Origin of the sequence: Streptomyces sp. CB02058, assembly GCF_001905505.1 — a bacterium.
Lineage (GTDB): Bacteria > Actinomycetota > Actinomycetes > Streptomycetales > Streptomycetaceae > Streptomyces.
On sequence record NZ_LIPG01000003.1, the window covers coordinates 466,131 to 479,674 of the forward strand.

The 13,544-nt window shown below is 71.3% G+C and carries 9 protein-coding genes; 4 read left to right on the forward strand and 5 right to left on the reverse strand.

Translation table 11 applies throughout. The annotated features are described in order from the left end of the window. The first annotated feature begins 47 nt into the window (after nucleotides 1-47). The 4 genes from AMK10_RS15645 to galU all read left to right on the forward strand — a co-directional run bounded on the left by AMK10_RS15645 (nucleotide 48) and on the right by galU (nucleotide 6,792). On the forward strand, nucleotides 48-1,718 hold the full coding sequence (locus AMK10_RS15645; protein WP_143194957.1) for a stealth family protein: 1,671 nt from the start codon (nucleotides 48-50) through the stop codon (nucleotides 1,716-1,718). Nucleotides 1,719-1,720: 2 nt separating this feature from the next. Beyond that, nucleotides 1,721-3,727: a glycosyltransferase gene (locus tag AMK10_RS15650; protein ID WP_073748386.1), complete on the forward strand. Its 2,007-nt coding sequence runs from the start codon at nucleotides 1,721-1,723 to the stop codon at nucleotides 3,725-3,727. 40 nt (nucleotides 3,728-3,767) lie between these two features. After that, the gene (locus AMK10_RS15655) at nucleotides 3,768-5,759 is read left to right on the forward strand and encodes a glycosyltransferase (protein WP_073748387.1); all 1,992 of its coding nucleotides are present in this window, start codon (nucleotides 3,768-3,770) and stop codon (nucleotides 5,757-5,759) included. A gap of 118 nt (nucleotides 5,760-5,877) precedes the next feature. Continuing rightward, on the forward strand, nucleotides 5,878-6,792 hold the full coding sequence (gene galU, locus AMK10_RS15660; protein ID WP_073748388.1) for a UTP--glucose-1-phosphate uridylyltransferase GalU: 915 nt from the start codon (nucleotides 5,878-5,880) through the stop codon (nucleotides 6,790-6,792). A gap of 140 nt (nucleotides 6,793-6,932) precedes the next feature. Here galU and AMK10_RS15665 read toward each other — a convergent pair whose 3' ends face one another. The 5 genes from AMK10_RS15665 to AMK10_RS15685 form a co-directional block, all read right to left on the reverse strand. Further along, nucleotides 6,933-9,062, reverse strand: coding sequence for a 3-hydroxyacyl-CoA dehydrogenase NAD-binding domain-containing protein (locus tag AMK10_RS15665; protein ID WP_073748389.1), 2,130 nt, complete (start codon nucleotides 9,060-9,062; stop codon nucleotides 6,933-6,935). Next, a complete protein-coding gene (locus AMK10_RS15670) occupies nucleotides 9,059-10,285 on the reverse strand; it encodes a thiolase family protein (protein ID WP_073748390.1) in 1,227 nt (408 codons plus the stop codon). Before AMK10_RS15670 ends, AMK10_RS15665 begins: the two co-directional genes overlap by 4 nt. Nucleotides 10,286-10,560: 275 nt before the next feature. Next, nucleotides 10,561-11,835: an HRDC domain-containing protein gene (locus AMK10_RS15675; RefSeq protein WP_073748391.1), complete on the reverse strand. Its 1,275-nt coding sequence runs from the start codon at nucleotides 11,833-11,835 to the stop codon at nucleotides 10,561-10,563. 117 nt (nucleotides 11,836-11,952) lie between these two features. After that, entirely contained in the window at nucleotides 11,953-12,615 is a 663-nt protein-coding gene (locus AMK10_RS15680; RefSeq protein ID WP_033300087.1) for a helix-turn-helix transcriptional regulator, read from the reverse strand. 219 nt (nucleotides 12,616-12,834) lie between these two features. Further along, nucleotides 12,835-13,494, reverse strand: a complete 660-nt coding sequence (locus AMK10_RS15685; RefSeq protein ID WP_073748392.1) for a DUF3000 domain-containing protein — start codon at nucleotides 13,492-13,494, stop codon at nucleotides 12,835-12,837. Nucleotides 13,495-13,544 lie beyond the last annotated feature (50 nt).

Genomic DNA, 13,544 nt, shown 5'->3' on the forward strand with positions numbered 1-13,544 from the left:
ACCGTTCCCTGTCGCAGTACCTGTCCCCCGTAACGAAAGTGAACCGCGTGTTTGACACCTCCAGCCGCGAATCGGCTGGCGAGACCTTCATGGGCGCCGGCCCTCGCCAGGCGCCCGCGCCTGCTCAGCTGCGCAGGAGCCGTACGGAGCGGCAGGTCGTCGTGGACATGCACACGCGTGTCGCTCTCGTCCATGACCGCCTCACCCCGCTGGCCGCGCGTGAGCTGAACAACCTGGAAGTCCGTCGCGCCCTGGAGGCCGAGGGCATCGACTGGTTCGCGGTGCCGGGTCTCGACGACACCGCCTCCGCGGTCGGAGTCGACGCGCGTCAACGCCCCCAGGCCCTCGCGGCGCTGCGCGCCCGGCTGTCCGGCAGCCGCGGATACCTCGCCCGCCCCAAGTCCGGGATGGCCCCCGGCGACGGCGCGTGGGAGGGCTCGTCGGACAAGACCTGGGAGCGGGCGAACGGCCTGTCCGTCGTGCGCGCCTTCTGGTTCCGCACCACGGAGGAAGGGCACCTGACGCACGGTGCCGACACGGGCTGTGACATCGAGTTCTGGGAGCCCGCGGAGAGCGTGCCCGGCCAGGGAGCCGACCGTCTCGTCGCCCCGCGCCGCAACCGCGCGAGCGAGTACGTCGCCCTCGGCCACCAGCAGCTCGTCGTCCCCGGAGAGCAGATGACCCGGCTCGTGGGCCGGGTGCACGGGTCCGAGGTGCCGGCGCTGCGCCCGACGCGAACCCGCCCCGAACTGGACATCCCCTTCCCCGACGAGCACCCCTTCCCCATCGATGTCGTGTACACCTGGGTGGACGGCGACGACCCGGCCTGGCAGCGTCGCCGCGCCGAGAGCCGCGGTGAGGTCTTCCACGCGGAGGCGGCCAGCCTGGCCCGTTATGTCTCCCGCGACGAACTGAAGTACAGCCTTCGCTCGGTGCGGATGTTCATGCCGTGGGTGCGGAACATCTACATCGTCACCGACCAGCAGACCCCGCACTGGTGGGCTCCCGGCGACGGCAGGGCCCGGGTGGTGGACCACCGGGAGATCTTCGACGACCCCTCGCACCTGCCCACCTTCAACAGCCACGCGATCGAGTCCCGGCTGCACCACATACCCGGACTCTCCCGCCACTTCGTCTACTTCAACGACGACATGTTCATCGGGCGGACCCTCACACCCTCCGCGTTCTTCCACCCGAACGGCATCGCGAAGTTCTTCCCGTCCCCGGCCCAGGTTCCCTACGGCCCTCCGGAGCCCGACGAGGTGCCCACCTCGGTCGCGGCGAAGAACAACCGTCGCCTCATCCAGGAGCGGTTCGGCCGCACGCTCGTGCAGAAGATGAAGCACGTGCCGTACGCGCTGAACCGGGACATCCTCGCCGCCATCGAACGGGACTTCCCCGAGGAGCACCGGGCCACCTCCGCCAGCCCCGTGCGGAGCATCTCCGACCTGTCCATCGCCTCCTCGCTGCACCACTACTACAGCTACTACTCCGGGTGCAGCCTGCCCGGTGACCTCCGGTACGGCTACTTCGCGCTGGACGACCCCGAGCTGGAACACAAGCTGGAACTGCTGCTCCTGCGCCGGGACCGGGACACCTTCTGCCTCAACGACTCCGCGAGCGACCCCGCCGAGATCGAGCACCAGAGCCATCTGCTCCACCGATTCCTCGAGGCCTTCTACCCGGTGCCGAGCCCGTACGAGAAGGCGGCGGCCTGAGCATGCACATCGAGATCCTGGCCCACACCATGGCCACCGACTCCGTCGGCGCGCGGACGGCCGCCCGGCTCGCCCAGACCCTCCTCGCCAGGCACCGGGTGACCGTCGTGACGGTACGGGGTGTCGCAGCGCCGCACCCGTCCGTGCGGCTCCCGGGGAACGTCGACGTCGTGGCCCTGGCCCCGTCGGTCGGGGCCGGCGACCGTGACGACGAGAACACCTCGCAGCTCGTCATCGCCGGCGACCCCGAGTTCCGCCGCTACAACCGCGCCGACGACGCGAGACTGCAGAAGCACCTGTCCGCGAGCGGCGCCGACGTGGTGATCGCCCTCAGCTCCGCGCTCGGTGCGGTCCTGGCGCAGTGCCGTGTACCCCACGCGCGGCGTATCGCGCGCCAGCCGGCGCCTGTCGAGCGGCTCCCCGAGTCGTCGCGCGCCCGCTGGGCGGAGCTCTACCGGGAACTGGACGCGGTCGTCCCGCTCACCCAGGGCGACGCCGCCGCCCCTGAGTACCGGGCGCTGCGTTCCGCCGGTGTCGAGGTGCGTCGCATCGCCGAGCCGGTGCTGCTCGCCGAGCGCCCGGACAAGGCGACCACGGGTGTGGTGATCAACGCCGGGAGGCTGGTGTCGAGCAGGCGTGTGGACCTGGCGCTGCATGCCTTCGCCCAGACTCGTGCGGCCCAACCGGGCTGGGAACTCAGGGTGTTCGGCACCGGGCCTCTGCGCCGTGAGACGCGCGACCTGGTCACCGCGCTGGGACTCCACGATCATGTGCTGCTCTTCGACCGGGAAGCCCGCGAGGAGGACTACTACGACGCCGACATCGCTCTGGTGACCGCGGAACGCCTGGACAGCGCCCGGCCGGTGGTGGAGGCACTGGCGCAGGCCACACCCGTGGTCGCCGCGGAAGTGCCTTTCGGAGCCACCGAGGTGCTGGCCGAGGGCCAGGGCGGGCTCCTGGTACCGGTCGGTGACGTGCACGCCACGGCGCACGCGCTGGAGCGCTACATGGCGGACGAGCTGCTGCGCTCCGCACACCGGGTCCAGGCCCTGCGGACCGCGCAGTCCGCAGGCCCTGAGCAGGTCGGCGACGCGTACGAGGAACTGTTCGGGACGGTCAAGGCCGGGGTACGCGGCCGGTGGGGCCAGCGCCGGCGCACGGGCGGCGGCGCACCTGCCGAGGACCGGGCTCTCCCGACCGCCGACTGCCGGGTACTCCCGAACGGCATGTGGGACGTCACTCTGCGTGGCGTGTCCGGCACCCGCATCGTGCGCGTCAAGGAGCAGGGCAAAGGCCGCAAGGAAGTGGTCGACTTCGCCGTCGGGAGCGGTGGCGCCCAGGCGCGGATCGACACCCGTCTGCTCGCGGGGCTGGGGGAGGGCCGTGCCGATCTCTACGCGGTGGACGGCAGGGGCAAGGAGAGACGCCTGCGCTACGGGCGGTGCACGCTCGGCGGCGCGCGGGACGTCGGCCACCTGAGCGACATCGGTCACTTCCACTGGGTGCTGCCGTACGCGACCGAGGGCGGCTATCTGCGCCTGCGTGTCTGGTCCCGGCCGAACCACGCCGAACTGGTGACCGTGGACTACAGCGACACCAGCCTCTGGCTGACGGGCTGGCTGCAGGGGGAGTGGCAGCTCGGGGGCGAGCTGTCGGTACTGCTGCGTCGCCGTCAGGAGCCCGCGCGCACGCTGACGGCCGGGCGGGTGCGCTACGAGGGCGGCTGGTTCGGCGCGGAGCTGAACATGGACGAGGCCATGAGGGCCCGGCTGCTCATGCGCGAGAACTGGGATGTGCTGCTCACCGACGGCAGCGGCAGCGAGCCGGTCAGGGTGGCCCGCATCGCCGACGACCAGGTGGTGCGGCGCGACGTACAGCGCTTCCCGGAGCTGGTGAGGGAGGAGCCGGCAGGCCTGTTCGGCCCCGATGCCGGCCGTGCCGTCGTCGGACTCCGGCCCTACTTCACCGCCGACAACGAACTCTCGCTCGTGGTGACCGAGCATCACTGACATCGGCCCTCACGGACCTCGACACTCCTGAAGGACACTTGTGCGGATCTCCTTCCTGCTCCACAGCATCGACAACTTCGGCGGAGTGCCGAGGGCGACCAGCAGCCTGGCCTCCGCGCTGGCGGTCCACCACGAGGTGGAGATCGTCTCCATCTTCCGTACGGCGGACCGGCCGTCCTTCCCGCCGTCCGGTGGCGTGGCCGTGCGCTATCTGGCCGACCGGCGTGAGGGGGCGCCGCAGACCAAGGGCGGCAAGCGGTCCCGGATCATGCCCCGGGAGGACGGCTGGGCCGACAACTACTCCCCGGACGTGGACGACCTGATCCTCGGACACCTCGGCCGGTGCGAGGCCGATGTCGTGATCGCCGCCCGTCCGGCGCTCGCCGCGTATCTCATAGCCCACGGACGGCACGGCTACGGGCGCGTGGTCATCGACCACGAGGGTTCGATGGTGCCCTCCCAGGAGCTGCGCGACCGCACGCTGGAGCTGTACCGCGAGATGGACGGCGTCGTCTGCCTCACCCAGGCCGACGTGAACAACTACCAGCAGCAGCTCGGCGACCAGGCACCCCCGCTCGCCGCCATCGGGAACATCGTCCCACCACCGGCCCGGCACGCCCCCGTGCGTGGCCTGCCGCTGATCGTGGCCGCGGGGCAGCTCGTGCCGCGCAAGGCCTTCGACACGCTGATCAACTCGTTCGCCAGGGTCGCCCCCGACCACCCGCACTGGCGGCTGCGGATTTTCGGCCGGGGACCCGAGCACGCACGGCTTCAGGAGCTGGTGCACGCGCACGGGCTGAGTGACGCCGTCCGCCTCATGGGCGCACTGCCCGACCTCACCGCGGAGTGGGACAAGGCCGCGTTCGCGGTGAGCGCGGCCCGCCGCGAGTCCTTCGGCCTGACCATGGTGGAGGCCATGCACCACGGGCTGCCGGTCCTGGCGGCCGACGCGCCCTTCGGTCCGGGCGAGATCGTCGTCCCGGGCCGCAACGGCATCCTGGTACCGGTCGGTGACGAGGAGGCCATGGCCCAGGCGATGCGCTACCTGATCGAGCAGCCGGCCGAGCGGGAGAAGCTCTCCCAGGGCGCCTACGCCTCGGCTCCGCTCTACAGCGCCGAGCGCATCGCCTTCCGCTACGACGCGTTCCTGCGGGACGTGGCGGCCTCCGTACCCAGGGCCGCGGGAACCGTCGGCGTGCCCGCCGTCGTCCCGGCGGACGTCCTGGTGCGCGGTGACGGTTCCATCGAGATCCGCGCCGTGCTGCCCCCCGGCGCGGAGCCCCCCGCGCTCTGTGTCACCCTGCGGAAGTCCGAGACACCACTGGCCCGGCTGGCCCCTCTGGGGACATCGGTGGACGAGTCGACCGGCACGCACCGGACGGTGTACCTGGTGCCCGCCGAACCGCCTGTCCTCGCCGAGGGCCGTTACGACATCGATCTGGAGCTTCCGGACGGCAGCCGCCAGCCGCTCTCCGTCGAAGGCATCCACACGGGTGGTCTGCTGATCCGCCGGATCGCGGCGGAAGGCCCCGCGTACTGGCCCGTGCCCTACCGCACCGCGGACGGTCATCTGTCGGTCTTCGTGCGGCATCGCGTGGAACACGCCGAGGTGCACTCGGTACTGGTCGGGCAGGACGGCTGGCTCGTGCGCGGCAGTCTGGTCGCTCCGCCCGGCACCGACCTCTTCGGGCTGCAGTTGAGGGCCGTTCCCCGTCGGGGGAGTGCCGGGTCCACCGTGTCGGGCCAGGTTCTCGTGGGACACGACGCCGTCTTCGAGGCGCATCTGCCGTTCGCCGGGGTGGTTGCCGCCTCGTCGGGAGGCCATGACGACTGGGACCTGTGGCTGGAGCGTGAACCCGGCCAGCCGCGGATCAGGCTGGCGCGCTTCTTCGACGACATCCTGGAGCGCAAACGGATCGATGTCTATCCCACCCAGCGCTGGCACCACCCGACGCAGGGCGCGGCGCGCGGAAGGGTCTTCTTCACGCCCGGCAACGAACTGTCCTTCACCGTCAGCCCCGACAAGGACTGACACCCTCCTGCCGGTCTGCCCGTGCCGGTCCGGAGCCCGCACCCGGACCCGGCCTCGGGTCCGGTTTCCCCTGCCGTCACACCGTCATATCTCGCTGCCCGCTGTGGAGTACACGTTCATGCCTACGCATTCCCGCCGCACCCGCAAGGCCGTCATCCCGGCCGCGGGTCTCGGCACCCGATTCCTTCCCGCGACCAAGGCGACTCCCAAGGAGATGCTCCCGGTCGTGGACCGCCCCGCCATCGAATACGTCGTGGCGGAGGCCGTACGCAGCGGGCTCGACGACGTCCTCATGGTCACCGGCCGCAACAAGCGTGCCCTGGAGGACCACTTCGACCGGGCCTACGAACTGGAGCACCTGCTGGAGCTGAAGGGCGATACCGGCAAACTGCGCCAGGTCCGTGAGTCGAGCGAGCTGGCCGACGTCCACTACGTGCGCCAGGGCAACCCACTCGGCCTCGGTCATGCAGTCCTCTGCGCGGAACCGCACGTCGGCGACGCTCCGTTCGCGGTACTGCTCGGCGACGACCTCATCGACGAGCGCGACGCGCTGCTCGCCCGGATGCTGGAGGTTCAAGAGCGCCACGGCGGGAGCGTCGTGGCCCTCATGGAGGTCGAGGACGACCGTACACACCTGTACGGATGCGCGGCCGTCGCCCCCGCGGACGACGAGGCGGGTGACGTTCTGGCCGTCACCGACCTGGTGGAGAAGCCCGAACCCGGCACCGCCCCGAGCAATTTCGCCGTGATCGGCCGCTACGTCCTCGCCCCGGAGATCTTCGGCATTCTCCGCAAGACCGGGCCGGGGCGCGGCGGTGAAATCCAACTGACCGACGCTCTGCGCCAGTTGGCCCTCGATCCGACCCTCGGTGGCCCCGTGCACGCGGTGGTGTTCGGCGGCCGCCGCTACGACACCGGGGACCGCGGAGACTACTTGCGTGCCGTTGTCCGGCTGGCCTGCGAGAGGGAGGACCTCGGCCCTGAATTCCGTTCCTGGCTGGGCGAGTTCGTAAGGGAAGAGGGGATCCGCTAGCAGGACGGCCGACACCGCGAGGAGTGCGGTGAGACGTGCAACCACAGGCCCTTCACCGGCACCTGGTGACCGGATCCGGCGCACGCGAACGGGCCGTACGGGATCACTCCCGTACGGCCCGTTCGCGGTGAACGCCGCGGTTACGCCGGAACGCTCGCCACGCCCGGTGCCAGGAACGGCTTGCCGTTGACCCGCTGGGAGACGCCCTCACGGTCCAGGTACGGCGTGATGCCGCCCAGGTGGAAGGGCCAGCCCGCGCCCGTGATCAGGCAGAGGTCGATGTCCTGGGGCTCGGCGACGACGCCCTCGGAGAGCATCAGGCCGATCTCCTGCGCCACCGCGTCCAGGACGCGGTCGCGGACCTGCTCCTCCGTCAGGACGGTGTCGCCCTGCTTGAGGAGCGCGGCGACCTCGGGGTCCAGCTCCGGCTTGCCGGAGTCGTAGACGTAGAAGCCGCGCTTGCCGGCCTTCACGACCGCCGCGAGGTTCTCGGAGACCGTGAAGCGCTCCGGGAAGGCGCGGTTCAGGGTCTCGGAGACGTGCAGGCCGATGGCCGGGCCGACCAGCTCCAGCAGCACCAGCGGGGACATCGGCAGGCCGAGCGGCTCGATGGCCTTCTCCGCCGTCTCGACCGGGGTGCCCTCGTCGATGATGTTCTGGATCTCGCCCATGAAGCGGGTGAGGATGCGGTTGACGACGAACGCCGGGGCGTCCTTCACCAGGACCGCGGTCTTCTTCAGCTTGCGGGCGACGCCGAAGGCCGTGGCCAGCGAGGCGTCGTCCGTCTGCTCGCCGCGGACGATCTCCAGGAGCGGGAGGATCGCGACCGGGTTGAAGAAGTGGAAGCCGACGACCCGCTCGGGGTGCTTCAGCTTCGACGCCATCTCGGTGACCGAGAGGGACGAGGTGTTCGTGGCGAGGATCGCGTGCGCCGGGGCGACCGCCTCGACCTCCGCGAACACCTTCTGCTTGACGCCGATCTCCTCGAAGACGGCCTCGATGATGAAGTCGGCGTCGGAGAAGCCCTCCGCCTTGTCCAGCACACCGGAGACCAGGGCCTTCAGGCGGTTGGCCTTGTCCTGGTTGATACGTCCCTTGCCGAGCAGCTTCTCGATCTCGGCGTGGACGTAGCCCACACCCTTGTCGACACGCTCCTGGTCGATGTCCGTGAGGACGACCGGGACCTCCAGGCGGCGGAGGAAGAGCAGGGCGAGCTGGCTGGCCATCAGGCCCGCGCCCACCACGCCGACCTTGGTGACCGGACGGGCCAGGGCCTTGTCCGGGGCGCCGGCCGGGCGCTTGGCGCGCTTCTGGACCAGGTTGAAGGAGTAGATCCCGGAGCGCAGCTCGCCGCCCATGATCAGGTCCGCGAGAGCCTGGTCCTCGGCGTCGAAGCCGGCGCCCAGGTCACCGCTCTTGGCAGCCGCGATGATCTCCAGCGCGCGGTACGCGGCGGGGGCCGCCCCGTGCACCTTGGAGTCGGCGATCGCCTTGCCGCGTGCGACGGCCTGGTCCCAGGCGTCACCGCGGTCGACCTCGGGACGCTCGACCGCGATCTCGCCCTTGAGGACGGACGCGGTCCAGATCAGCGACTGCTCCAGGAAGTCCGCGCCCTCGAAGATCGCGTCGGCGATCCCGAGCTCGAAGACCTGCTTGCCCTTGAGCTGGCGGTTCTGGTTGAGCGAGTTCTCGATGATCACCGAGACGGCGCGGTCGGCGCCGATCAGGTTGGGGAGCAGCGCGCAACCGCCCCAGCCGGGGACCAGGCCGAGGAAGACCTCGGGCAGCGAGAACGCGGGCAGCGCGCTGGAGACGGTGCGGTAGGAGCAGTGCAGACCGATCTCCACACCGCCGCCCATGGCCGCGCCGTTGTAGTACGCGAAGGTCGGGACCGCGAGGCCGGAGAGGCGGCGGAAGACGTCGTGGCCGCCCTTGCCGATGGCCAGCGCGTCCTTGTGCTCCTTGAGGAGCTCGACGCCCTTGAGGTCCGCGCCGACGGCGAAGATGAACGGCTTGCCGGTCACACCGACGCCGGTGATCGTGCCCTCGGCCGCCTCCTTCTCGACCTGGTCGACGGCGGCGTTCAGGTTCGCCAGCGACTGCGGGCCGATGGTGGTCGGCTTGGTGTGGTCGAAGCCGTTGTCCAGCGTGATGAGCGCGAAGCGCCCCGCGCCGCCGGGCAGGTCGAGGTGGCGTACGTGCGCCTGCGTGACGACCTCACCCGGGAACAGCTCGGCCGCACCCTTCAGAAGCTCAGTGGTGGAGCTCACTTGCTGCCTCCGGCGTTCTCGAAGTGCGGGTTCTCCCAGACGACCGTCGCGCCCATGCCGAAGCCGACGCACATGGTCGTCAGGCCGTAGCGGACCTCCGGCTGCTCCTCGAACTGGCGGGCCAGCTGGGTCATCAGGCGGACGCCGGAGGAGGCGAGCGGGTGGCCGTAGGCGATCGCGCCGCCGTACTGGTTGACGCGCTGGTCGTCGTCGGCGATGCCGTAGTGCTCCAGGAAGGCGAGCACCTGCACGGCGAAGGCCTCGTTGATCTCGAAGAGACCGATGTCCTCGATGGAGAGACCGGCCTTGGCCAGGGCCTTCTCCGTCGCCGGGATCGGGCCGTAGCCCATGACCTCGGGCTCGACACCCGCGAAGGCGTAGGACACGAGGCGCATCTTGACCGGGAGGCCCAGCTCGCGGGCGGTCTCCTCGGAGGCGAGCAGCGAGGCGGTGGCGCCGTCGTTGAGACCCGCGGCGTTACCGGCCGTCACGCGGCCGTGGGCGCGGAACGGGGTCTTCAGACCGGCCAGCGACTCCAGGGTGGTGCCCGGGCGCATCGGCTCGTCGGCGGTGACCAGACCCCAGCCCGTCTCGCCCGCCTCGGCGTTGGTGCGGCGCACGGAGACCGGCACCAGGTCCTGCTGGATCTTGCCGTTGGCGTACGCCTTGGCGGCCTTCTCCTGCGAGCGGACCGCGTACTCGTCGGCGCGCTGCTTGGTGATCGAGGGGTACCTGTCGTGCAGGTTCTCCGCGGTCATGCCCATGAAGAGGGCGGACTCGTCGACCAGCTTCTCCGAGACGAGGCGCGGGTTCGGGTCCACGCTCTCGCCCATCGGGTGGCGGCCCATGTGCTCGACACCGCCGGCGATGACGACGTCGTACGCGCCGAAGGCGATGGAGCCGGCCGTCGAGGTGACGGCGGTCAGGGCGCCCGCACACATGCGGTCGATGGAGTAACCGGGCACCGACTGCGGCAGACCGGCCAGGATTCCGGCGGTACGCCCGAGGGTCAGGCCCTGGTCGCCGATCTGCGTGGTCGCGGCGATGGCGACCTCGTCGATCTTCGCGGGGTCCAGGTCCGGGTTGCGGCGCAGCAGCTCCCGGATGGCCTTCACGACGAGATCGTCGGCGCGGGTCTCGTGGTAGATGCCCTTCGGGCCCGCTTTGCCGAACGGGGTGCGGACGCCGTCGACGAAGACGACGTCCCGGATGGTACGAGGCACGGTGGCTCTCCTCCAGGGTGCGGGATGGCACTGCTGCGGGCGCACGCATCGGCGCGCCACGCCCCTCATGCTACTTGCGGGTAACCAGACTGCCCACCCCCCACCACCGGAGCGGCGAACGTCACACGGGACGGGGCCGCCGCGGGTGCCCGGGAGCGGGCGGGGAACTGGCGTGAATTCGATCCTCGCCGATGGGTGGGGGAGCGGCACGGTCCCGACACGCGTGTGCCCCTCTGCCGGACCGGCAGAGGGGCACACGCGGTGGGACGGGGAGGTCAGGCGCTCGTGTCCAGGGCACGCAGCAGCAGCGGGCCGACCTGCTCGATCTGCCAGCGCCGCGCGCCGTACCCGGCGAGCGCGGTCTCGACCGCGCCCGGGGTCAGGACCTTGGGCGGCTCCCAGCAGACCCGGCGCACGGTGTCCGGGGTGATCAGGTTCTCCTGCGGCATGTGCAGCCGCTCGGCGAGCTCCGAGACGGAGGCGCGGGCGGCGGAGAGGCGGGCGGCGGCGGCCGGGTCCTTGTCCGCCCACGAGCGGGGCGGCGGCGGGCCGGCCGGCTGCTGGCCGGGCTGCGGCAGCTCCGACTCGGGCAGCTCCTTGGCCCGGTCGACGGCCGCCTGCCACTGTTCCAGCTGACGGCGGCCCATGCGGTGGCCGAAGCCGGGCAGCGTGGTCAGGGCCTGCACGTTCACCGGCAGCGCCAGGGCCGCCTCGATGATCGCGGCGTCGCCGAGCACCTTGCCGGGCGAGATGTCACGGCGCTGCGCCACCTGGTCGCGGGCGGTCCACAGCTCCCGTACGACGGCGATCTGGCGGCGGCGGCGCACCTTGTGCATGCCGGAGGTCCGGCGCCACGGGTCCTTGCGCGGGGGCGCGGGCGGCGCCGAGGCGATCGCGGCGAACTCCTCCAGCGCCCACTCCAGCTTGCCCTGCCGGTCGAGCTCCTCCTCCAGGGCGTTGCGCAGGTCGACCAGCAGCTCGACGTCGAGCGCTGCGTAGCGCAGCCAGGGGTCGGGCAGCGGGCGGGTGGACCAGTCGACGGCGGAGTGGCCCTTCTCCAGGGCGTAACCGAGGACGTTCTCCACGATGGCGCCGAGCCCGACGCGCGGGAATCCCGCCAGCCGCCCGGCGAGCTCCGTGTCGAAGAGCGACGTCGGGGTCATGCCTATGTCGCGCAGACAGGGCAGGTCCTGGGTGGCCGCGTGCAGGATCCACTCGCTGCCGGTGAGCGCCGTGCCGAGGCCGGAGAGGTCGGGGCAGCCGACCGGGTCGATCAGAGCGCTGCCGGCGCCCTCGCGGCGCAGCTGCACGAGATAGGCGCGCTGGCCGTAGCGATAGCCGGACGCGCGCTCGGCATCGACGGCGACGGGGCCGGTGCCCGCGGCGAAGTCCGCGATCACCCGGGCCAGCGCGTCGTCGGTCGCCACCACCGGGGGGATGCCCTCGCGCGGTTCGAGCAAGGGGATCGGCGCCGGGGCGACGTCGTCCGGGGGAGCGCCCCCGGTGGTTCGCAGTGAACTGTCTTCTGCGGTCTCTTGGGCGTCGGTCACATGCCAAGGGTATCTGTGTATGCGCGTCGCCCGTCGACGGAACGTTCCGCCGACGGGCGCCCATGCGCGTAAACCGGCCGGTCGCGCATACACGCAGGTGCCGGTGGGGTAGGGGGGTCAGTGGATGATGCCCGTCCGCAGGGCGACGGCGACCATTCCGGCGCGGTCTCCGGTGCCGAGCTTGCGGGCGATGCGGGCGAGGTGGCTCTTGACGGTGAGTGCGGAGAGGCCCATCGAGACGCCGATGGCCTTGTTGGACTGGCCTTCGGCGACCAGGCGGAGCACCTCCACCTCGCGGCCGGAGAGCTCGCGGTAGCCGCCCGGGTGGCTCGGGGAGCCGGGAGGCCTGCGGTGCATACGGGCGGCGTTGGCCCCGATGGGGGCGACGCCGGGACGGGTGGGGTGGCCGATGTTGGTACGGGTGCCGGTGACGACGTAGCCCTTCACTCCGCCCGCGAGGGCGTTGCGCACCGCGCCGATGTCATCGGCGGCGGAGAGGGCGAGGCCGTTCGGCCAGCCGGCGGCTCGGGTCTCGGACAGCAGGGTCAGCCCGGAACCGTCGGGCAGGTGGACGTCGGCAACGCAGATGTCGCGCGGGTTGCCGACGCGGGGACGGGCCTCCGCGATGGACGACGCCTCGATGACGTCACGAACTCCGAGGGCCCACAGATGGCGGGTGACGGTGGAACGGACGCGCGGGTCGGCCACGACGACCATGGCCGTCGGCTTGTTCGGGCGGTAGGCGACCAGGCTTGCGGGCTGCTCGAGGAGAACGGACACCAGGCCTCCTGGGGAGTGGCGGGACGGGCCGGCTCGGGGATGAAGCCGGGGCGAACCGTGCTTGAAGGGTCATTGACCTCTTCGGCAGCAGGCGCGTCCTCCTTTAGAGGAAGATCGCGGATTAGTGAGTAACAATTCGGGCAAATAGGACGCGCGATCGATTGTACGAAAAGAGAGCCGGTCCCTGTGCGACCGGCTCTCCCGAAAGGTCACGCTGCGTCATGGGGCCTGGGGGCCGCGCCGCTGGGGCAGTGTCACCACCGCCGCGTCGGTGGTGCCCGACGGCGGCAGACCGGCCAGCTGGCAGAGCAGATCACCCCACGCGACCAGATGGGCCGCCGTGTCCGGCACCCCGCCGCGCCCCTCGCGCGGCGTCCATGAGGCCCGGATCTCGATCTGCGTCGCCGGACGGCGCGCGCCGAGCGCGCCGAAGTAGTGCGAACCGGCGCGCGTGACGGTGCCGCCGGCCTCCCCGTACGACAGGCCGCGGGCGTCCAGCGCACCCGTCAGCCAGGACCAGCACACCTCGGGCAGCAGCGGGTCCGCCGCCATCTCCGGTTCCAGCTCCGCCCGCACGAGCGTCACCAGACGGAAGGTGCCCTGCCAGGCGTCGTGCCCGGACGGGTCGTGCAGGAGCACCAGGCGCCCGTCGGCCAGATCGTCCTCGCCGTCCACCACGGCTGCTTCCAGGGCGTACGCGTGTGGGGCGAGCCGTTGCGGCGGGCGTGTGGGCTCGACCTCCAGTTCGGGGCGGAGGCGGGCGGACCGCAGCGCGTCGACCGCCGACCGGAACGCCGGCGGGACTGTTTCGCCCTCCGCACTCTCCTCGCTGTCAGTGCCATCGGAATGATCGGAATATTGTCCCTGAGCCGGAGCCATGCGGGGAAGAGTAGGCGGAACCGGAGCCCCGTGCAGGGAGGGACACCCAT